General features: G+C 72.1%; 16 protein-coding genes and 1 other RNA gene. 4 read left to right on the forward strand and 13 right to left on the reverse strand.

Translation table 11 applies throughout. The features are described from left to right. Positions 1 to 2: 2 nt before the first annotated feature. The 13 genes from CF165_RS17275 to CF165_RS17335 form a co-directional block, all read right to left on the reverse strand. Positions 3 to 200, reverse strand: a complete 198-nt coding sequence (locus tag CF165_RS17275) for a hypothetical protein (RefSeq protein WP_093948564.1) — start codon at positions 198 to 200, stop codon at positions 3 to 5. A 31-nt stretch (positions 201 to 231) separates the two neighbouring features. Further along, a complete protein-coding gene (locus CF165_RS52655) occupies positions 232 to 2,742 on the reverse strand; it encodes a hypothetical protein (RefSeq protein ID WP_240521644.1) in 2,511 nt (836 codons plus the stop codon). A gap of 122 nt (positions 2,743 to 2,864) precedes the next feature. Further along, a complete protein-coding gene (locus CF165_RS17285; RefSeq protein ID WP_093948565.1) occupies positions 2,865 to 3,866 on the reverse strand; it encodes a C40 family peptidase in 1,002 nt (333 codons plus the stop codon). 2 nt (positions 3,867 to 3,868) lie between these two features. Beyond that, positions 3,869 to 4,468, reverse strand: a complete 600-nt coding sequence (locus CF165_RS17290) for a hypothetical protein (RefSeq protein WP_093948566.1) — start codon at positions 4,466 to 4,468, stop codon at positions 3,869 to 3,871. 3 nt (positions 4,469 to 4,471) lie between these two features. Beyond that, on the reverse strand, positions 4,472 to 6,553 hold the full coding sequence (locus tag CF165_RS17295; protein ID WP_093948567.1) for a hypothetical protein: 2,082 nt from the start codon (positions 6,551 to 6,553) through the stop codon (positions 4,472 to 4,474). A gap of 127 nt (positions 6,554 to 6,680) precedes the next feature. Further along, on the reverse strand, positions 6,681 to 9,629 hold the full coding sequence (locus CF165_RS17300; protein WP_093948568.1) for an ATP-binding protein: 2,949 nt from the start codon (positions 9,627 to 9,629) through the stop codon (positions 6,681 to 6,683). A 3-nt stretch (positions 9,630 to 9,632) separates the two neighbouring features. After that, positions 9,633 to 10,115, reverse strand: coding sequence for a hypothetical protein (locus CF165_RS17305; RefSeq protein ID WP_093948569.1), 483 nt, complete (start codon positions 10,113 to 10,115; stop codon positions 9,633 to 9,635). A 9-nt stretch (positions 10,116 to 10,124) separates the two neighbouring features. Further along, positions 10,125 to 10,394, reverse strand: coding sequence for a hypothetical protein (locus tag CF165_RS17310; protein ID WP_093948570.1), 270 nt, complete (start codon positions 10,392 to 10,394; stop codon positions 10,125 to 10,127). Positions 10,395 to 10,848: 454 nt separating this feature from the next. After that, on the reverse strand, positions 10,849 to 11,703 hold the full coding sequence (locus CF165_RS17315) for an SCO6745 family protein (RefSeq protein ID WP_093948571.1): 855 nt from the start codon (positions 11,701 to 11,703) through the stop codon (positions 10,849 to 10,851). 160 nt (positions 11,704 to 11,863) lie between these two features. Further along, positions 11,864 to 12,255: RNase P RNA component class A (rnpB, locus tag CF165_RS17320), an RNA gene on the reverse strand. Positions 12,256 to 12,275: 20 nt separating this feature from the next. After that, positions 12,276 to 13,511 (reverse strand): NAD(P)/FAD-dependent oxidoreductase, encoded by a 1,236-nt coding sequence (locus CF165_RS17325; protein ID WP_093948572.1) that lies wholly within the window; start codon positions 13,509 to 13,511, stop codon positions 12,276 to 12,278. Continuing rightward, on the reverse strand, positions 13,508 to 14,320 hold the full coding sequence (locus CF165_RS17330) for a ferredoxin (RefSeq protein ID WP_093948573.1): 813 nt from the start codon (positions 14,318 to 14,320) through the stop codon (positions 13,508 to 13,510). The genes CF165_RS17325 and CF165_RS17330 overlap by 4 nt, the downstream gene beginning before the upstream one ends. 8 nt (positions 14,321 to 14,328) lie before the next feature. After that, positions 14,329 to 14,997 carry a DUF4142 domain-containing protein gene (locus CF165_RS17335; RefSeq protein WP_093948574.1) on the reverse strand — a complete coding sequence of 223 codons (669 nt, stop codon included), beginning with the start codon at positions 14,995 to 14,997 and terminating at the stop codon, positions 14,329 to 14,331. Positions 14,998 to 15,244: 247 nt separating this feature from the next. On the opposite strand from CF165_RS17335, the gene CF165_RS17340 reads away from it, so the two are divergent. The 4 genes from CF165_RS17340 to CF165_RS17355 all read left to right on the forward strand — a co-directional run bounded on the left by CF165_RS17340 (position 15,245) and on the right by CF165_RS17355 (position 20,722). Beyond that, on the forward strand, positions 15,245 to 15,823 hold the full coding sequence (locus CF165_RS17340; protein WP_093948575.1) for a sigma-70 family RNA polymerase sigma factor: 579 nt from the start codon (positions 15,245 to 15,247) through the stop codon (positions 15,821 to 15,823). Beyond that, positions 15,820 to 16,218, forward strand: coding sequence for a zf-HC2 domain-containing protein (locus CF165_RS17345; RefSeq protein WP_093948576.1), 399 nt, complete (start codon positions 15,820 to 15,822; stop codon positions 16,216 to 16,218). Before CF165_RS17340 ends, CF165_RS17345 begins: the two co-directional genes overlap by 4 nt. 123 nt (positions 16,219 to 16,341) lie before the next feature. Further along, on the forward strand, positions 16,342 to 19,173 hold the full coding sequence (locus CF165_RS17350; RefSeq protein ID WP_093948577.1) for an AAA family ATPase: 2,832 nt from the start codon (positions 16,342 to 16,344) through the stop codon (positions 19,171 to 19,173). A 307-nt stretch (positions 19,174 to 19,480) separates the two neighbouring features. Then, on the forward strand, positions 19,481 to 20,722 hold the full coding sequence (locus CF165_RS17355) for an SLC13 family permease (RefSeq protein WP_093948578.1): 1,242 nt from the start codon (positions 19,481 to 19,483) through the stop codon (positions 20,720 to 20,722). The last annotated feature ends 17 nt before the right edge of the window (positions 20,723 to 20,739 follow it).

Consider the following 20,739-nt stretch of genomic DNA (forward strand, 5'->3'; position numbering starts at 1 on the left):
ATCTAGTCGTCGTTCCAGGAGGCGTCGGCGGCATCGGCCTGCCGCGTGCGTTCCCGGGCGATGTCGAGCGCGCGGCGCGCGGTGGCTTCGTCCGGGTACGGGCCGAGCAGGTCGACGCTGCGGCTGCGTTCGAGGTGCTCGACCTGGTGGGTACGGGTGTTGTAGTACCACCCCTGGTCCGGGTTCGGGTCTTTGGCCATGGAACCAGGTTCGCACCCGGCGGCCCGGCTGTCAGCGCTTGTACCGGTACGGGATCTCGGTCGGCTGGCCGGTCGGGCCGAAGTCCTGCGGTTCTTCGGGATCTTTCTGCTCGGTGAACTCGTCGAACCAGCCACGCGGAGTACCACGCGGCGGAGTGGCGGGCTCTTGCCGTGAAGGCTGCGGAAGAGGCGTGTCCCGCCCGGGGAACACCGGGCGCGCGTTGGGGGCCGGGGGTACGGGAGGCATGGTCCCGGGCCCGGGGAAGACCGGACGCGCCGGGGCGGCGTGACGGGCGGGGAACGGCTGGGGGGTGGATTCCGGGCCGGGGAACACCGGCTTGGCCTGCGGAGGCGGGGCCGGGTTCGGGCTGGCGGCAGGGGCCGGGTTGAAGCCCGGCGGGGGCGGCGGGTTGGGGACCTGAGCGGGACCGGAATCGAAGCCCGGAGCCGGGCTGGTCGGCCTGGGGTCTTGCGCGGGGCCGGGTGCCGGGTTGCTGTCTCGTGCGGCGAGCCCGCCGGGTACCGGGTGGGATCCGGGAACCGGCTCCTGAGCGGGAGCGGCACCGGAACCTGCGTTGGCGGCTGGGAGACCGACGGGTCCCCAAGGCGGCTTCGGGAGCTGGGAACCGGTCACACCGGGCGCCTGCGGAGATGCGGTCTGGGGCGTAACCGGCGACTGGGGCTGCGGGGTTCCGTCAGGAGCCGGTGCAGCGGCCGCCGGCTGGGAAGCAGCAGGCGGTACCGGCGGCTGAGCAGCAGCGGGCGGCTGCGAGGTGCCACCAGGATCCTGCGAAACAACAGCCGACTGCGAAACAGCAGAGGGCACCGACGGCTGCGAAGCAGCAGACGGCTGCGAGGGGCCCTCAGCAGCGGCCGGCGGCTGCGAGGCAGCAGGCGGCACCGGCGACTGAGCGGCAGCAGGCGGCTGCGCGATGCCACCAGGATCCTGTGAAGCAGCAGGCGGCTGCGGGGTGCCATCGGCAGCCGACGCAGCGGCCGCCAGCTCCGAAGCCGCAGGCAGCACCGGCGACGGGGAAGCACCAGGCGACTGCGCCGCGCCGCCAGGATCTGGCGCACCGACAGCCGGCTGCGAACCAACAGACGATTCCGGCGACTCCGCAACAGGCGGCACCGGCTGAGAAGCAGCCGCAGGCTGCGACGAACCCGCGGGCGGTGCCGTCTCCGCAGGCGGCGCGGTGGCCCCCTCCGATGCCTGCGCCGCAGCCGCCTCCGGCAGCGCCGCTTGGGGCACCGTGGGCGGTCCGGTCTGGAACTCCGGCTCGACCGGGTGGACCGGCTTCTGTTCCGCCGGTGTGAGCGCCTCGGCCTGGTCTTCGTCGGCCGATGACGGTACGGCCGCCTCAGGCCGGGCCGCCGTCCACGGCCCGAGCGCCTCGACAGGCTCCGTCTCGGCCGGTGCGATCACCTCAGGCTGCTCTGCTTCCGGCCGGTCCGCAGGCTCCGACGGAGTCTCCGCCGCGACCGGCTCCCCGGCTTCCGGGTGAGCTTCCGTCGGCACCGCCCCGGCCGCGGGCGCCTGCTCCGGCGCTGCTTGCTCTGTACTCACCTCACCTGAGGCGACGGGTTCCTCCGGCTCTTGCGAGACATCCCCCGAAGGCCCGGGGTCGGGCTGTTCCGCGGCCACTTCGGGGACGGGTTCGGTCACCGGAGACTGTGTGGCCGCAGGCGGCTCGGGAGCGGCATGCCGTGGGAAGGACTGCGGAGCCTTGACCGGTCCCGGCGGGTCCGACTCGACCGGCACCGACCATTCCGGCTCCGCGGCCGGAGCAGCGTGGCCCGCGGAATCCGCTGGTGTCCAGGCCGCGCTCGGCGGCGAGGCGGCGACATCGTCCGAACCCCGCCCCGGCGCCCAAGCGGCTTCCTCCGGACGTCCCCACCCCGGGCGTGGCTCGGAGGGCGGTGCGACGTGCTGCTCCGGCGTCCCCGGCACCGACTGCGCCGGTGGTGGGTGGGGCACCGTCCGCCACACCGGGGCCGGGCCGATGTTCATCGGGGCCGGTGCCTGGCCGGGCGCCGGCGGGGCTCCCGGTGGTGGCGGTGCCGGACGCGCCGCCGGCTTCGGGATCGGGTCCAGGCAGGACACCAGGACCGTCGTGTTCAGCGGGTCGTCGACCTTGCGGCCGCTTCGCTCGCGGTAGACCATCTCGCCGTCGGCGTCCATCTCGACCAGGTAGCCCGCCTCCGCGAGCTGCTCCTCGTCGAGGTCCGCCAGCTTCTCGTACCGCGAGGGCACGACCCGGTAGACCGGCCACGCCAGCGAGGCGTTCTCCGCGTGGAACTGGGCCAGCAGCGCCGCCATCTGGTGCTGCCACGGCAGCGACATCCCTTCGGCCAGCGAACGCGGCAGCACGACGTACCCCGCGTCCACGCCGGGGTACCCCTGGCCCAGCTGGTCGGCGAGCGGGGTGCTGGACGCGGGACGAGCCGACTGCCGGGGCGGCTGGGGCGCGCCGAAGAGCGCCGCCGGGTCCCGGGGCTCGCCCGCGCCGGCCTTGCCTCGCCTGCCGAATTTCCGTCCCACGTGCTCATCCTCTGCCAGTACGCGGCCACCTGCTCGTGGAAGCGCCGCGACGTCGGGTGAATCGGTTCCGCTGTCGGCCGAATCCGCCGGCCCCTGTTCGTGTCAAGAGGCTCTCACCCATGCTAAACGCCGGGACGGACCGCCTGCGGTACCAGTTCGCGCTCGTCGAACGAGAAGGGCCGGATGTGCACCGGGACGCCGGTCTGCTGCGCTTCGACGACCTTGTTGTCGCCCAGGTACATCATCACGTGGTGAATGGAGTCGGGATCCGCCGGGTTGGTGGCGAGGAACAGCAGGTCACCGGGCTGCGCCTCGCGCACCGGCAGCAACGCGCCGGCGTGGTACTGGTTGTAGGAGACGCGCGGCAGGATGATCCCGGCCGACTCGTAGGCCCGCAGCATCAGCCCGGAGCAGTCGTACGCGTCCGGCCCTGTGGCGCCCCACACATACGGCTTCCCCTGCTCGCCCAGCGCGAACTTGATCGCCTGCCCGGCCGCCTGGCTCGGCGGCAGCAGGGCGCCCATGCCCGTGCCGCAGCCGACGACGTCGACGACCTGGCCGACGTTCTGCACCAGGGTCGCCGCCATCGGCTCCCACTTGTGGTAGCGGCTCGGGAAGCCCGACCGCTCGACGGCCTGCGCGGCGTCGCCCGGCAGCTTGTTCTGCCAGTCCGGCACGCCCAGCAGGACGTCGTAGAACTTGTTGACCTCGTACGTCGGGTCGGTGACCTGCGCCACCGTGCCCCAGCCCATCGACGGGCGCATCTGGAAGATGCCCAGGGAGTCGCGGTCGCCGTAGGTGAGGTTGTGCAGCCCGGACTCGGTCATCCCGGCCTGGATCGCGACCTGCCACGCGCGCGGCGCCAGCGACCGCTGCTTGCCGATCGAGACGATCAGCGCGACGATCCCGCGCTGCTCGTCGTCCAGCTTCGACGCGTCGACCGTGCCGCGCTCGCCCTGGCCGGGCTGCGTCGGCCCGACCGAGGCGTCGCAGCTCATCAGCGACACGCCCCGGGTCTGGGCCTGCTGGTTGTCGATGACGACCTTCGCGGCGACTGCGGTCACGACCAGGGCGCCGATCGCGACGAACACGACCAGCCCCAGCCAGAGCCCCAGGCGCCGCACGGTCAGCTCGCCTGGTCGTAGTTGGCAACACGCCAGCCGGCGTTGGTGCTGACCACCGTGATGGCCAGTTTCGGCCCGTCGGTCGGGATGGTCAGCTGCACCGAGCTGGAGTACGACGTGCCGACCACCGGCTCACCGGTGACCTTCGTCGCCGGGATGTTCGCCGGGTCGACCGTCTGCATCACCGGCAGGTATTCGTCAGTGGTGAAGGGTTTCAGCTGGGCGAGCCACTGCGCGGAAGTGATACCGGCCGGGTGGTTGACCCAGGCCGCGGCCCACTGCTTGGCGACGCGGAGGGCGTCCTCGTTCGGCGGCACCGGGGTGGGGGTGACCAGCGGCGTGGACAGCCGCGTCGGCAGGTTCGACGTCGGCACCGGCGCGGCGATGCCCGGCGGGGTCGTCGTGACGGACGTGGTCGTCCCGGTGGTGGGCGACGCCTTGGCCTGCGGTTTGCCGACCGCCTTCGGCAGCACGATGCCGAGCGCGGTGACCAGGATGGCCAGGAACACCAGGGTGCCCATCAGGTGGCGGGGCGAGCGCAGCGGCCAGCCCCACAGGCGCCGGTAGACCGCGGCGCGGCCGCGGTTGGTGCGGATCGGCATCGGTCACCGCCCCATCACTTGGTCGGTGTCACGGGGTTCTTCGCGAACCTCGATGCCCCGAGACGGCCGGTAGAGCACGAAGACCGGCTTGCCGGCGACGACTTCGGGGTCGACGCGGCGCGGCTGGGCGCGCGCACCCGGCACCCGCGGCGCATCCGGCGACGGGTAGTCGCTGAAGCCCGACTCCGGGGTACGCAGGTCGGAGGGCACGACAACGGGCTCGGGCTCGTCGCTCCAGCGCCGGTCGGCCACCGGCGAGGTGTCGACCCGCCGGCTCTCCTGCCGCGTCGTCGGACGGCCGCCCGCGCCGACGACGACGTAGTCCCCGGGGTCGCCGCCCGCCGGGTTGTACTGACCGAACACCGGAGCGCCGGGGCGCCGGGCCGCGGGCAGCGCGCCCGCGGAGCCACCGCCCCCGACGGCCCCCGGCCACGCGCCGGACCACGCGGCGGCCGGGCGGGACGCACCGGAGCCGTGGTCGAGGCGCTGGGCGTTGGCGAAGATCGTGGCTTCCGGCCGGAACCGGCCACCACCGACGGTGGCACCCATCGGCCCGCGCTGCTCGCCGTCGACGACGTCGTCGGTGTCACGCACGTTCTGCCAGAACTCGTCCTGCGGGGTGGGGCCGCTCCGGTTGCGCCGGAACCGCGAGAAGATCCCGCCACCGGGCGACGGCACAGCGGCGCCGACCATGCTGACCGACATCTCGACCATCTGCCACAGCCGCCGCACGGGCCGCCCGACCATGAACAGCAGCACGGTGATGAGCCCGGCGAGGACCATCTGCGTGAGCATGTTCAGTGAGTTCCCGGCGGCGAAGATCGCCTGCAGGAGAAGGGCGTGCACACCGGCGAGCACCGAGAGCACGACCAGGTTGAACGCGACCCCGCCGGCGACCTTGAGCACGCGGCGCAGGATCTCCGGGTGCAGCAGGGCGACGAGCCCGATCAGCGGCGCGGTGAGCGCGAACAGGCGGATGAGGACCTGGGCCAGCAGCACGGACGCTTTCGCCAGGAGCTGGAAGAGCGAGTAGACGAGGGCTTGGCCGAGGGACAGGAAGCCCGCACCGATGCGGCCGCCGGCTTCGCCGGTGAAGTAGCCGGTAGCGGGGCCGAGCTTGGTGGAGATGTCCTTGTAGGCGTTCTTCTTGCCGTCGATGACGGCCTGGTTCCCGTCGTCGCCGTTCACCAGCTGGTTGCGGGTGAACGCCTGGGCGTCGAGCAGCGGCTTCCCGTACTGCCCGGCCTGGGGCGCCGACGGCGTGCCGAACTCCCCGCGCAGCCAGTTGTTGTACACGATCTGGGTGTGGAGCTGGGTCGGCAGGATGTCGCGGACGATCCGGTCGCCGCTCTCGTCGACGAACCCCGCTTGGATGTTCGTGGTGGTCTGGACGATCGCTTTGTCGATCGGGTCGAAGTACCGCAGCATCGCCAGTGACGACGCCGCCAGCCACACACCGGCCAGCGCGTAGAGCGCTCGTTTGCTGACCGCGGCCAGGTCACCCCGCCAGATGTTGCGGAACATCATGATCGAGAGGATCAGCGCCACCAGCCCGAACAGCTGGGCGTAGATGTTGTTGTAGACCTTCTCGGCGCCCGACTTCACCGCGTTGTAGATGGGGTTCAGCAGGCCGCCCTCGAGCACCGTGTAGTGCAGCGAGTTCGTGGCACCGACGATGTTCTTGCCCAGGTTGAACAGCTGGTTGCCACCCCAGGTGTCCAAAGTGGACCCCGCCGGGGTCAGGTTCATCGCCGTGCAGTTGGTCTCGAAGGTGTTCCAGACCATGCCGGCGTAGCCGTAGTCGATGTAGGCGCTGTTCGGCTCGCCGTGGCCTTCCGGCGGGTCGATCGCGCCGACCATCCCGGCACCCGGACGTTCCGGGTTCGGCGCCTCGCCGCACGCCGCCGCGCTGGCCGCGGGGGCCGTGGCGATGGCCTGCAGGCCGAGGACCAGCATGACGGCGAACATGGTCGCCTTGCGGCCCGGTACGCGCCGGGCCCGCGGACCTTCCTTGACCCGGCGCTTCAACGCGTGCCATCCGGCGGCCAGCGTCAGCAGCACCGCCAACGTCAGAAGGGTGTTCATGCCGCCCCCTCCGACGTGACCCGCGTGGCCGCGACGGGAGCGGTCTCAACGACGGGGCGGTTGCCCGCGGCCCGGTGGCCGGGGCTCGCGCCCCGATCCGCGCGCGTGCCTCGTTCCCGGGCGGCGTTCATGCGGCGTCCCGGCCGGTGCCGCCCTTTCCTCCGGTACGGGCGTGCTGTTGCCCGGTCGGCGGCTGGACGCCGCCCTCCACCTCGCCTGTCTCCGATGCCAATGGGTCCGGGGCGCCCAGGAGGTTCTCGTCGGCGAGGCCGACCTCCAGTTCCGCCGCCAGCTCGAAGTCCTGCTCCAGCTCGATGTCGTCCTCCGGGGGCACAGGGACGTACGGTTTCTTCTCCTCCGTCTTCGGCAGGGCCAGCTCGTGACCCGGGCGGGGCTTGGCCGCGTCCTTCGAGCCCGGCGTCGTGTCCATGACCGCGCGCAGGTGCTCCAGGTGTGGGCCCGAGAAGTCGACGCGGATGCGCTCCACGCCGCCCGCGCCGTCGCCGAAGATGAACTGGCGGGGCTCGACGTCCCGCTGAAGATCCCGCTGGGCGCCCGGGCGGCGCCCCAGGGCCGCGACGACCTGCTCGTACCCGACGCCCACCGGGACCTTCAGCAGCCGCAACGCATCGGCTTGCGCGTCGTCGTCGTCGAGACGACCCACGAACACGGAGTCCAGCAACGCCACGAAACCCTGGATCTTCAGGAAGTCCGCCGGGATCTGGGACGACAGCAGCACGCGGACGTTCCACTTGCGCGAGTCACGCGCGAAGCGGTTCATCAGCACGCGCCCGGTCGGGACCTCGGACAGGAAGAACGCCTCGTCGATCCAGACGCCCTTGCGCAGTTCCTTCGGCTTCTCGTACACCGACCGCTGGGTCAGCCACGCCGCCAGGTTCAGCATCTCGACGCCGAGGGACTCCGCGTCCGTCCAGTACTCGCGGGGGACGCCGTCCTTCGGCAACGTCAGCCCGGCCATCGTCAGCACCGTGAGCCGGTCGTCGCGGGTCTCGGAGTACGGGTCCGCGTCGGTCTCCGGGATGAGCAGCGCCATCCGCTCGCGCATCTCGTCCAGGAAGTCCGCGACGACGCCCGCGTGCTCGTGGTGTTCCGAAGAATCCCGGCGCAGCGCATCGATTACTTGGCCGGGGTCGGCGTCGAAGCGGCCACCGACCGCTCGGACCGCGCGCAGCAGCACGATCCGGGTCTGCGCCATCCGCGAGACCTCGTACGGCAGCACACCACTCAGGACATCGAGCACCAGACGCCGTCGCGTCGCGCCGGCAAGGGCTTTCTCGCGGCGCCAGGAACGCTCGGGGTCGTCCTCGTCCATGAAGTGCTCGATCAGCGGCTCGGCGACCACCCGGTACGGGTTCAGGATCCCGGGCTGGGCGTTGAGCAGGTTGATCGGACGCGCGTACGGCCGCAGCTCCGGCAGGTCGCAGAGGCGGGACAGGGGACCCGAAGGGTCGAGGATCGTCCAGTTCGCCCCCGCGCGCAGCGTCTTGTAGACGATGCCGCCGCCGAGGAACGACTTACCACCACCCAGGCCCGCCACCATGGCCGTCAGGCCGGAGCCGTCACGGATCTCCTGGGCCATCCACGGGTCCCACGCCACCGGGCGCCGGGTTGCCGTGCACGTCTCGCCGAGCAGGATGCCGCGGCGGTCGCCGACCTCCGCGGTCGCCGTCGGGACCGCCGAGGACGCCCAGACCACCGAGCCGCGGCGCATGTACGCCGCCGAGGCCAGCGGCTCGCCGGGGATGAACTCCCTGGCCATCGCGTACTGGGCTTCGGGGTGCTCGATGGCGATCTTCGGCTTGTACAGGTCGAGCAGCTGCTGGGCCAGGCGCAGCGCGTCACGCTCGGTCGGACCGGACACCGCCAGCCGCCACCAGGAGCGGACGCGGGTGGCGAGCGCGGTGAAGCCCGACGTCATCTCGTCGTCGATCTCCAGCACACGCCCGGCCTGCCGCGACAGCGACTGCGGCGGCTCCAGCTCGTGCTCGTCGGTGTAGTGCTTGACCTGCGAGCGCACCTTGTTCATCTGCCGCTGCAGTTCGCTGGCGACCTCTTCGGGACGCCGGACGTAGATCCGGGCGGACACCTCGACCGCCGCCGGCAGCCGGTCGGCGTGCTGGATCCACGGGTCGTCGACCTCGGGGATCTGCAGACCGTGCATCTGCCCGACGGTGAGCACGGCCAGGTGCCGCGAGACGCCGGCGTTGGAGCCGGTCCGGCCGCGGACGGTCACCGTCGGCGCGTACGGGTCGGCGTAGTAGTCGGCGGCGTCGGTGAAGCTGGCCAGGTCCTCCGGCTCCCAGGCCGCGCCCGGCACCGCGGGCATGTTCCGCGGCGCGGGCAGGCCCAGCGAACAGGACCGGTGCATCAGCCAGGACATCTCCTCGGCGTGCACCGGACGGCCTTCCAGCCCGGCGCTGCCGATGACCTGGTCGAGGTGCTCGACCTCGGAGTCCAGCGCGGCCAGCTCGGCGTCGACGGCCTCGGGCAGGATCTTGCGCAGCACCGGCGCGGCCCGCTCGACCGCGCGGTCGACCATCCGCCGCGTCTGCACCTGGACGCCGATGTAGACCTCTTTTTCGGCCATCGAGCGGCCCATCAGCTGCTGCTGCTCGCCGATCAGGTAGTCGTCGAACGACAGCGCGCCCGGGACGTCGTTGGGCCGCCCGTGGGCGTTGTAGACGTGCGCCTCGGCCCACATCCGGATCGGGTACGGCCGGTTCGTCACGCGCAGGTGCAGCCAGCGGCCCTGCAGCTCGGCGTACTGGCCCGCGATGGCCGCGATCAGGTCCCGCCGCTGTGAGTCCGAGCGGAACGACCAGCGCTGCGGCGCCAGCCGGTACCAGGCGTAGACCTCGTACCCCGTGCGCACCAGGTGCCCGTCGATGCTTCGCACCGCGATCGACGGGGTATACGCGGGTATGGCCTGCTCACCGGGCAGGCGAGCCTTGTTCCCCGAGCCGTTTCGCGACGCGCGGACCTGCTCGGGCGGTTGCCATGCGCCCGAGTGTGCGTCCCGACCCGGTTTTCCTCGGCTAGCGCCGCGACCGAACAACGACTACCTCCCGGCCCGAGCCGCGTTGCCGCGGTTCCGGCGCGCTCGTGGTGTTCCCTGGGTGATGGCGGCACCCGGCGGGCCGCCGTGGTGCTGGTACTGCCGTCTCCGCTTGTGCTTCGGCAGCGGGCGCTCGGCCCGTACCCGGACGCGGCTGGCGCTGACGGCGCCGCCCGTGCCCGTGGTCACCGCTCGGGGGGTGTTGAGCTCGCGCCCGGCCATCGCGACCACGGTGCCCAGCGGGCGCTCGTGGCTGATCTTGGCCGTCAGCAGCCGGGTGATCGCGATGGTGGCGACGAACGCCCACGCCGTCGAGAAGAACCCGAAGCTCCACCCCGCCCAGCGTTCGATGCCGAGGACGACGAAGAACGCCGGGATGCCGATGAGCCAGGCGACGTACCGGGCTCTCCAGGGAAAAGTCGCTTTCGGCGGGCCGAGCCACACGGCGTCGACCCGGTAAACCTCGTCATCGGTCCTGATGCGCACGCCGCCGCCTCAGCCGGTGAACAGGCCGGCGATCCACTGGCCCACGTTCACGCCCGCGCCGCTGACCGCGAGACCGATGATGGCGAGCGCGATCACCACGCCGGCGAGCCGCCGCATGACGCCGGCGTTGTCGCCCTTGCCGCCACCCAGCCAGAGGAGCAGGAGGGCAACGGCCAGCAGCACCAGGGGGATGACGTTGTCGAGCAGCCACTGGCGCACGTTTCCCGTGCCCAGTTCGCCGCCGGCGGCCAGCGTGTCGAGGGTGGTCAAGGTCATCATCGCGATACTCCCGGTGCGCGGTGGGGCCCGCGCGGTTCTGGCTCAGGCGGTGCTTCGAACAACATCATGGAGGCTACGAGGGGTAGTGGTCAAAGCGCGCAGAGTAGACACCGGCTGGCTCTTCAACCGGTGCAGTGCGCACGGCACACGAAAACTCCACGCTCACCATCATCGCGGCAAGGGCCCTCGGGTTGAACCCCGGCCACCCATACTTCTCAGTGTGCTGACGAACTCACCCCTATGCCCGGGATTTGCTCACTGTGGGTACTGACGTTCGAGCCGTTGTACGGCCCGGAACAGTGTGACATGACACGAACGGCCCTGTCGCACGAGTCCACTCTGTCACGACCCTTCGGCCGGTCGAGCCCCATCTCGATCTTGTGAGCCCGCGCTGTCCGTCACAGGGCGCTCAGAACCTCACAAGTTTTTCACTACATAGCGTGATCTTGGTCGATCAGGGCCGGCCCTGGGCGAAAACGTCCGCCGGGAAGGCGCCGGCGTCGAGGACGCGGGCGCTGAGGTCGCGGCAGAGCTCTTCGAGCCGGGCGGTCTTCTCGGGTCCCAGGTGGTCCCACGGCCCCCGCGCGGCCGTCTCGGTGGCGATCTCGACGCGGTCGCGCAGTGCGACGCCCGACTCGGTGAGCGCGCCCTCGGCGTCGAGGAGCCCGCGGTCCTTCAACGCGCTCTCGGCGGCGTTCCACTGCTCGTCGCTCCAGCCGCGGGTGAGCTTCGCGGCGGCGGTGACGAAGCCGCGTCCCGTCGCGCTGTGGGTGACGAGGGCTTCGAGGCCGCCGATGCCTTCGAGCACGAGAGCGGCGATGTGGCCGTCGCCGCGGTGCTCGCGAAGCAGCGTGACGGCGTGCCAGAGAACGAGGTGCGGCTCCCCCGGCCAGGCCAGCCCGGCGTGGGCGGCGTAGAGCGGGCGCCCTTCTCCGCGGCACCCCGCCGTGGCTTCGCGGGCGAGTTCGGCGGCCTCGGCGACCTCGTCGCTCTTGACGTGGTCGCCGAGCAGCCGCGTGAACGCCTTGTCGACGCCGGCCAGCCGCGCCTCGAGGACCTGCTCGGGCGTGGCCAGGGTCCAGGCCCGCGGGATGGTGCGGGCGATGACCTCGGGGTTGAAGTTGTAGAAGGTGGCGGCGATGACCTCGGGCCCGACGGCCCCCATGGCGGCGCCCCGGCCGGCGAAGTACGGCATCCGCCCCGGCCGCAGCCCCACGTCGGCGAAAGCGGCGTCGACCTCGGGCGCGAAGTACACCAGGGCGTGCAAGGAATCGAAAGCCACCTTGAACCGCTGCTCGTCACCCGCCATAGCCGCACCCTACTACCGAGTAACCCGCCAACGGTACCGACTTCCGTACCCAGGGAGTCGGCTCGCGTACCTGGACGGTCGGCCGGCGAGCCGACCCTCTGGGTACGCGAGCCGACCGGCTGGGTACGCGAGCCGACCGGCTGGGTACGCGAGCTGGGCGCGGACGAGCTGGCATGTAAGCCGGATCCTGTTCCCCGGTCGCCTTGCGGCTCGCGGGGCGGCGGTCATCCATCTCGGCCTGCCGTCGCCGGCAGGCTCCAGCGGCCTACCCGCAGGCTCGGACGGGCCGTCCTCGAACGCCTGCGCAGGAGCGAACTCCCTCTTGGCCTTGCTCCGGGTGGGGTTTACCTAGCCATCCCGGTCGCCCGGGATGCTGGTGGTCTCTTACACCACCGTTTCACCCTTACCCCCGCCTGACGACGGGGGCGGTCTGTTTTCTGTGGCACTGTCCCGCGGGTCGCCCCGGGTTGCCGTTAGCAACCACCCTGCCCTGCGGAGTCCGGACTTTCCTCGAGCCGGGTCACCCCGGCTCGCGACCGCCCTGCCAGCTCGTCCGCAGGCTGGATGGTAGCTCAGTACCCGGCCACGGCCTCGCTGTGGTGGCGGGGCCGGACTTCGGGCGGGGGTTCGGCGGGCGCGGGGTGCTGGCGGGCGAGTTCGGCCGTCCAGTGCAGGACGGCGGCGGGGCTGTCGAGCCCGATCAGGCCGACGAGCTTGCCGTTCCGCACGAAGCCGGTGATGGGGCGGGTGCCGGGGACCGGGGATTCGAGCAGGACGGTGTCGGTGGCCAGCGCGGGACGGCCGGCGACCTGGATGCGGACGCCGTGTTGTTCGGACCAGTAGCGAGGCACGGGAGTGTAGGCCGGGGAGCCCTGAGGACCGGTGAGGAGGTTCTGGGCGGCCGCACGGCTCATTTCGACGGCGTTGAGCCAGTGCTCGTCGCGCTGGGGGGTCGCGTCGAAGCGCAGGTTGGGCCAGCGGGCGACGTCGCCGGCGGCGACGATCGTCGAGGAGCCGACGACGTGGCAGGTGGGCCCGCAGACGACACCGTCGTCGAGGGGCAGCTTGGCGCCGCGGAGCCAGGAGACGGCCGGGACACTGCCCACCGCGACGACGACGCAGGCGACGTCGAGGGCGCGGCCGTCGGCGAACTCGAGGCCGACGTGGGTGGGTGCCGGGCGCCAGCGGCGGATGGTGGTGCCGAGCTCGAGGTGGACGCCGCGGGCGGTGTGGAGCGCGGTGAGCCAGTCGCCGATGTCGGGCCCGAGGACGTCGGCGAGGAGCGCTCTCGAACGTCCGAAGAGGACGACGTCCCGGTTCATCTCGCGCAGGCTGGAGGCGACTTCGCAGCCGATGAAGCCGTCGCCGATGACGGCGACCGGGCCGGGGTTGGAGGCGAGGGCGCGCTGGAGGGCGATCGTGTCGGCCAGGGTGCGGACGACGACCACGCGCGGGTGGCCGTGGGGCGCGCCCGGCATGCGGCGGGGCTCGACGCCGGTGGCGATGATCAGGCCGTCGTAGGGGAGCTCCTCGTCGCGGAGGTGGACGACCTGCTTCTGAGGCGACACCGCCGTGACCGGGGTGTCGAACCGCCATTCCGCGTCGATTTCGAGGGGGTCGGCGAGGAGGGTGTCGGCACGGCTGACCGCGCCGGTGAGGAGCTGCTTGGACAGGGCCGGGCGGTGGTAGGCGATGTCGGGTTCGGCGCCGAGGACGACGACTTCGCCGTCGAAGCCGAGTTCGCGCAGCCGTTCGGCCGCGCGCAGGCCGGCGAGGCCGGCTCCGGCGATGACGATGCGTTCGCTCATCGGGTGGCTCCCAACAGGTGGATGGCTCTCATGGGGCAGGCGCGCGCGGCGGCCTGGACGTTCGGGGCGAGCTGGGCGAGCGGGCGTTTCTCGTACGCGAGCTGCCCGTCCAGGCCGAGCTGGAAGACCTGGGGCGCCTCGGACTGGCAGACGCCGTAGGCGTGGCAGCGGTGGCTGTCGACGTCGACGCGCAGGGTGGCGGGTTCGGCGTCGGGCTCGGCGGGTGGCGCCGTGACCAGCCCGGCGCGGGCGAGGACCTTGGCGGGCAGCACGCGCAGGGCCGACAGCAGCACCGGCGGGACGAGCAGCGTGATGCCGGCGAGCCAGACGACGGTGAGGTGCCCGCTCGAGACGGCGCCGAGCCAGGCGTGCACGGCGAGCAGGCCGATGGCGAGGTAGCCGGCCTGGTGGAAACGCAGCCAGCGGCCTTCGCGGGTGCCGCGCCGCAGGCCCGCGGTCACGGACACGGCGATGACGAGCTCGAGGCCGGCGATGCCCAGCGCGTGCCGCGGGGTGCCGTCGTAGAAGGGCAGGAGCAGGTCGGCGACGCCGAACGGGTCGTCCTCCAGGAAGAGGAAGGTCAGCCCGTGCACGGTGCCGAGGGCGAGGGTGAACGCGGCGAGCAGGACGTGCCCCGTGCGGATCGCGTCCTGGCCGCTGAACCGGCGGACCCAGCCGGTGGCGGCGAGGACGCCCCAGCACAGCGTCAGGCACATGCAGAGGTAGGTGAGGCGGCCCGAAAGGGCGGCCGCCTCGGCGATCCCGATGTCGTGCGGCGACACCGGGATCAGCGCGGCTGAGGGGGACATGGGGCGGCTTACCTCCGGGTGCGCGGCGCGGTCCTGCCGGGGGTTCCGAGCAGGCGGAGCAGGCCGAACGTGACGACGGCGGCGAACGCCACGAAAACGGCCGCGAGGGCGAAGTCGCCGCCGCCGAGGGTGTCGTCCTCGGTGGCGGAGACGAGCAGGGACGTGGTCTCGGCGAGCCCGGTGCTCTCCAGGAGCGTCAGGTGGCCGAGCGTGGTGTCGACGGCGGTTTGGGCGAACGCGCGGACGTCGTCGTCGCGGGTGCCGGCGCGGACGTCGGAGGCGAGGGCGAAGAGGGTGCCGTACTCCGCGCGGAGCCGGTTGACGTAGGCGCGGTCGAACGCGTCGCCGGAGTCCGCGGCGATCTCGCCCGCCCAGGCGCGTTCGGCGTCCGTGGGCTCCCCCGGCAGGGTGACCGCGAGCCGGTCGGCGACCGCGCGCAGGGCGACGTCGAGCCGGGCCTGGTCGTCGGCGATGCGGACGGCGACGGCGCGCACGCGCCGGTTGGTGGCCCGGTCGGCGGCGAGCCTGCTCGACGGCACGGCCCACAGCGTGTGCTGCTTCAGCCGGGTGAGCAGGGTGCGGTCGGTCTGCTGCAGTTCCCCGGCCGACGCCGGGAAAGCACAGCCGAGCACGAGCGCGGTCGTGGCGGCCAGCAGCGCCACGAATCGGAGCGGCATCCCCGTTGTCCCTTCGCGAAGGAGTCCTCATGGACAGCTACGGTGCGGACCTGTGATCCGGTTCTCGCCGTCACCTTTTAGTGACTGTGACGTGTATCACAAGACACATTGTGAACCAACTGATGACGACTGTCGTCGGTTCGGCGGCTAATTGAGCGTGAAAACTGATGCATATGGTCTATTAAGTGATTTTGCGCTACGCTCCGATGACCCCTCGGTCCGCCAGTCAGGTGAGGTTGCGAGCTTTATGGAAGCACTGGACAGAGAAAGTCGCGGCCAGGTCGGCTACGCCTCGTCCGCCACTGCGCTCGACGTCGCCACCGTCGAGGCCGACGATCTGGTCCCGCTGCTCTACAAGGACTTCCGCGCCACCCTGTTTTCGCAGGTGATGGCCCTGACCAACCACGACCGGCAGTGGACCGAAGACGTGGTGCAAGAGACGATGATCCGCGCGTGGCAGCACTCCGGCACGCTCGAACGCGAGCCCGGAATGCTGCGCGGGTGGCTGCTCACGGTGGCTCGGCGGATCGTCATCGACGGCTGGAGAAACCGCCGGGTCCGCCCGCAGGAGGTCGCCCTGGAGATCCCGGAAAACGCCGAGTCCGCCGACCGCACCGACAGCTCGTTAGCCGCGCTAACGATTTCTCGGGCATTGGTCGAACTCGACGAGAAATACCGCTCTGTCATCTACGAGACATACCTCGCCGGAAACACCGTTCGACAGGCGGCACAAATTCTGGGAATTCCCGAGGGAACCGTGAAATCGCGGTTGTACACCGCGATGCGGCAATTGCGGAAGGCACTCGGGGAAGTGACAGTGCGATGAGGGGGCGGCACGCCGATTCCGCGGCCTACGGGCTGGGCGTCCTGGACGATCCGGAAGAGTTCGAGGAGCACCTTCTCGGCTGCGCCCGCTGCCGGGCCCTGGTCACCGGGTTCGGCCCGGTGGCCGGTGCGCTGGCCGAAGCGGCCCGGCTCGGCTGGGTCCCCCGTGGCGGCTCATCCGGCCGCTACCGGCCGCCCGGCGATGGCGCGACCGGAAAGCCGTACGCGCACCGGCGGGGCTCGGTGGCCGGCCCGCTGCTCCTGCTCGTGCTGGGGATGGCCGTGACGGCCGTCGGTGTGGCCCGCCCGGTCGCCGGGAAGATCCGGGTCGCATCGGCTGCGTACATCGTCTCCCCTGCTCTGGTGGTGGACCTGCGTCGTCAGGGTGTCTCTTGACGACGGTGGGGCGTTCTGTCGGCCGTAGCGGTTCCCGGGCCGTTTCCCCAGGTCACCGCGCTCCACTCCCGTGGTGGGCCGGTTTCCAGTAGTCTGCCCGAACCCAACATGAAAGTCCTTACGGTGGATACCGAAGTAAATCCCGAGAACCCCGTCAGCGGGGCTTCGGTACCGAAGCGTCCCGCCCTGCGGCTCCCCGGCCGCGAGCCCGAGCTCAACCGCCTGACCAGCCTCTTCCCCGCCGTGCTCGGCGGCTCGGCGGCCAGCGCGGTCCTGGTCGGCGAGTTCGGCATGGGCAAGAGCGCCACGCTCCACACCGCCGCGGCGCTGGCCGCCGACGCGGGCTTCACCGTCGCGATCGCCACCGGGTCGCGGCTGGAGAGCCACCTGTCCGGCGGGCTGGCCCGCCAGCTGGCCGACGCGCTGACCGCCCCGGGCGCCCCGCGCCCGCCCGCCACCGAGCTGTGCGGCCCGGCCGGCGAGAGCGAAGCGCTCGAACTCTTCTGCCGGATCGTCCGCGACGCGGCCGAGAAGAGCCCCCTGTTCCTCGGCATCGACAACGTGCACCTGGCCGACGCCTGGTCCATGCGGTGCCTGGCCTACATCCGCAACCGCGTGGCCGACCTGCCGGTGCTGATCATCCTGACGGCCCTGACCGGGCATCCCCCGCACCGCGAGGTCGCGCTGCTGGAGATGGCGGGCTGCCCGCAGGCCTCGATCACGCTCAACGGCCTCGGCGACGCGGCCGCGGCGGAGATCCTCGGTCTCGCCGCCGGCGAGCTCGCCTCGGCCTGCCGCGAGGCGACCGGCGGCAACCCGTACCTGCTGCACGCGCTGCGGCCGCGGCTGCTGCCCGGCGCGGACCCGCACGAGCTCGGCTCGTCGCTGATCGGGCAGGTGCTCATCACGCGGATGCAGGAGTTCCCGCACGCGCCGGCGATCATGCACGCGGCGGCGATCCTCGGCGAGGACGCGGGCTTCGACCTGCTGGCCCGGCTCGCCGGCGTCGACGAGCTCGACGCGCTGCAGGCGATCGACACCATGGTCCGGCTGCGCGTGCTCAACAACAGCAGCCAGCCGACGCTGACCTATTCGTTCGTCCGCAACTCCGTGCTGAAGGACATGCCGCAGACCACGCGGGCGGTCAACCACTCCCGGGCGGCGAAGCTGCTGACGGAGGCGGGCGCGCCGGTCGAGCGCGTAGCCGCCCACCTGCTGGAAGCGACGTCGATCCGGATCCCGTGGGCGGTGGACGTGCTGCGGCTGAGCGCGCGCGACGCCGTGTTCTCCGGGCGGCCCGAGCTGGCCGCCCGGCACCTGCGGCGGGCGCTGGAGGAACGGCTCACGTCCGGGACCCGGATGGCCGTGCTGCTGCAGCTGGCGCACGCGGAGTTCCAGTTCGACCCGCCGGGCGCGGCGAAGCGGGTGCGGGAGGCCGTCGACACCGTCGGCAACCGCGAGACCGCCGCGTACATCGCCTCCGCGATGCTGCTGTCGCTCTGCGGCGGCCAGGACGCCCGGCTCGGGATCAGCGCGGCGGGCCAGATCGCGGCCCGGCTCGACGCCGGCGGCCCGGACGCCGTCTGGCCGCTGCTGTGCATGACCTACCTCGCCGAGGCCGGGAGCAGGCTGGGCCCGCCGCCGGAGTTCCGCGACTTCGAGGAGCAGTGGGCGCCGCTGACCGACCCGGCGGCGCAGCGGAGCCGCTCGGCGCTGCTGGCACTCGACGCGGTCCGCAGCGGCGAGTCGGCGCAGGAGGCGGTCGGGCATTTCGCGGACGTCCTGAGCCAAGCCGGCGCGCCACCCCAGGCGGAAGACAGCCGCAGCCGCCGGGCGCAGAGCGACGACGGCGACCTGTTCGAGCAGCACTACTTCTTCACGCTGGCCACGGCGGTGCTGGCGGACGAGCCGGCCCACGTCGACCGGCTGTGCCGGGTCCTCGACGTCGAGCGCGAACCGTGGGACGTGCACGTGCCGCACGGCGCGCTGCCCACCCTGGCCCGCGGGATCGCGCTGCAGGCCAGCGGCGACCTGCAGCGGGCGAGCGTCCACTTCGAGTCGCTGCTGCGCCGGTTCGACGAGCGCGGCGGGACGACGACCTGCCCGGTCGGCGTGCTGTGCGCGGCGAAACTCGTCGAATGCTGGGTGGACCTGGGCCGGTTCGAGGCGGCGACGTCGCTGCTGGACCGGATGGACTTCGTCGCCAGCCAGGGCCTGTTCACCCACACGTACCTCCTGTACGCGCGGGGCCGCCTGCGCGTCGCGACGGGGTACACGCGCTTCGGCTTCGAAGACCTGCTCAGCTGCGGGCGGCGGCTCGCGCACCACGGCATGCGGTTCCCGGGGTTCGTGCCGTGGCGCGCGCACGCGGCGCGGGCGGCGCTGGCCCTCGGCCAGGCCGACGACGCGGCGCGACTGGCCGAAGAGGACATCAACGCCTCGGCCCGCTGGGGCGCGGCCCGGCCGCTCGGCACGGCGCTGACGACGCTCGGGCTGGTCCGCGAGGACGACGAAGCCGAGCGGGCGCTCAGCAAGGCGATCACGACGCTGCGTTCGTCGCCGGCCCGGCTGCAGCTCGCGACGGCCCTGACCGAGCTGGGCACGCTGCAGGCGCGGCACGGCCAGTCCGAAAAGGCCATCGAAACGCTGCGGCAGGCGGTCGAGCTGAGCGAGCACTGCGGAGCGCGACCGTTGGCCCGCCGGGCGGCGGAGGAGCTGCGCTCGGCCCGGCGCGCGCTGACCCCGGCGAAGGACAACGAGCACGGGCTGACCCGCCAGGAGAACCGCATCGCGGTGATGGCGGCGCAGGGCCTGACCAACCGCGAGATCGCGACGGCGCTGCACCTGACGCGGCGGACGGTGGAGCTGCACCTGTCCGGCGCGTACCGCAAGCTGGGCATTCCGGGCCGCGCGGAGCTCGGCGGCGCGTTGGCGAAGTCGCAGCGCGGCAGTTGAGTCCACTTCGGACACTGCGCTGAGCTGCCCCCGGTTTCCACGGTAGCCGGGGGGACCGACAAAACCGGGCTGCTTCGGCGGAGCGGGCAGCGACGGCTCCGGACGGGCGTGCCCTCGTCGGCGTGCGGGCGCCGCGGCGATGTCATGAACGACTCTTTCCTGTCGTCGGACGACAGGAAAGAGTCGTTCATGACCTTCGGCGAGCCGCGCGGGGGCGGCAGCGCGGCGGAATTGTCGGTGCCTGCCGGTAGTGTGGAAGACGGGGGCGCCCCCGCGGGGTCCGTACGTCCGAGGTTAGCGTGCACATGTGAACTTCTGGGCAGGCGCGGGAAGCCTGGTGCTCTTGGCCGGCGTGCTGCTCTTCGCGATCGTCCGGCCGCGGGGCTGGCCGGAGGCCGTGGCCGCCGTGCCGGCGGCCGGGCTCGCGCTGCTGCTGGGGCTCGTGCGGCCCGCCGCGGCCGCGCACCGGGCCGTGGAAATCCTGCCGACGCTGGGTTTTCTGGCCGCCATCCTCCTTTTGTCCTTTTTGGCCAGTGTGGACGGCGTCTTCACCTGGCTCGGCAGCCGGCTCGCCGAGGCGTGCCACGGGCGGCCACGGCGGCTGCTCGTGCTGACCTTCGCCGCCGCGGCCGGCGTCACCGCGATCCTCAGCCTGGACGCCACCGTCGTGCTGCTCACCCCCGTCGTCCTCGCGACCGCGACGAGCCTGAAGCTGCCCGCCCGTCCGCACGTCTACGCGTGCGCGCACCTGGCCAACTCCGCGTCGACGCTGCTGCCGGTGTCCAACCTGACCAACCTCCTGGCCTTCGCCGCGTCGGGGCTGACGTTCGCCGGGTTCACCGCGCTCATGGCCCTGCCGTGGCTGGTCACCATCGCCATCGAACTCGTCGTGTTCCTGCGGTTCTTCGCCGTCGACCTCCGCCCGCGGGAAACCGCCGAGCCACGGCAGCACCAAGATCCGCCGACGTTCGCGCTGGTCGTCCTGGCGCTCACGCTCGTCGGCTTCGCGGTGGGCCAGCTCGGGCACGTCGAGCCGGTGTGGATCGCCACGCTCGCCGCGCTCATCCTCGGCGCGCGCGCCCTCGCGAACGGCAAGATCCGGCCGTGGCAGCTGTTCACCGAAGCGGCGCCGCAACTGTGCCTGTTCGTGCTGGGGCTCGCCGTCGTGGTCGAAGCCGTGTCGGAACACGTTCTCGGCGGCCTGCTGCGCGACGTCCTGCCGACGTCCACCGGCCTGGTCGACCTGCTGCTCGCGGCCGGGGTGGCGGCGCTGCTGGCCAACCTGGTCAACAACCTGCCGGCGACGCTGATCCTGCTGTCCGTGCTGGGCCCGCACCCGGCGCCGGGCGTGCTGCTGGCGGTGCTGCTCGGCGTCAACATCGGCCCGAACGCGACCTACCTCGGCTCCCTGGCGACGCTGCTCTGGCGCCGCACCCTTCCGGAACACCCGTCGGCCAGGACGTTCCACGCCCTGGGTGCCATCACGACCCCGCTGTGCCTCGCCGCGGCCACCGTCGCCCTCTGGCTCGGCCTCAGCCTGGCCACCTGACGGGCTTCACCCGTGAT

This window comes from Amycolatopsis vastitatis (assembly GCF_002234595.1).
GTDB classification, from domain to species: Bacteria; Actinomycetota; Actinomycetes; order Mycobacteriales; family Pseudonocardiaceae; genus Amycolatopsis; species Amycolatopsis vastitatis.

What these genes read in the sequence shown, in the direction of transcription:
- CF165_RS17315 (WP_093948571.1), bottom strand. Translation starts at nt 11,703, where the DNA reads ATGGCGGGTGACGAGCAGCGGTTCAAGGTGGCTTTCGATTCCTTGCAC.
- CF165_RS17330 (WP_093948573.1), bottom strand. Translation starts at nt 14,320, where the DNA reads ATGTCCCCCTCAGCCGCGCTGATCCCGGTGTCGCCGCACGACATCGGG.
- CF165_RS17325 (WP_093948572.1), bottom strand. Translation starts at nt 13,511, where the DNA reads ATGAGCGAACGCATCGTCATCGCCGGAGCCGGCCTCGCCGGCCTGCGC.
- CF165_RS17275 (WP_093948564.1), bottom strand. Translation starts at nt 200, where the DNA reads ATGGCCAAAGACCCGAACCCGGACCAGGGGTGGTACTACAACACCCGT.
- CF165_RS17335 (WP_093948574.1), bottom strand. Translation starts at nt 14,997, where the DNA reads ATGCCGCTCCGATTCGTGGCGCTGCTGGCCGCCACGACCGCGCTCGTG.
- CF165_RS17295 (WP_093948567.1), bottom strand. Translation starts at nt 6,553, where the DNA reads ATGAACACCCTTCTGACGTTGGCGGTGCTGCTGACGCTGGCCGCCGGA.
- CF165_RS17345 (WP_093948576.1), top strand. Translation starts at nt 15,820, where the DNA reads ATGAGGGGGCGGCACGCCGATTCCGCGGCCTACGGGCTGGGCGTCCTG.
- CF165_RS17340 (WP_093948575.1), top strand. Translation starts at nt 15,245, where the DNA reads ATGGAAGCACTGGACAGAGAAAGTCGCGGCCAGGTCGGCTACGCCTCG.
- CF165_RS17310 (WP_093948570.1), bottom strand. Translation starts at nt 10,394, where the DNA reads ATGATGACCTTGACCACCCTCGACACGCTGGCCGCCGGCGGCGAACTG.
- CF165_RS17290 (WP_093948566.1), bottom strand. Translation starts at nt 4,468, where the DNA reads ATGCCGATCCGCACCAACCGCGGCCGCGCCGCGGTCTACCGGCGCCTG.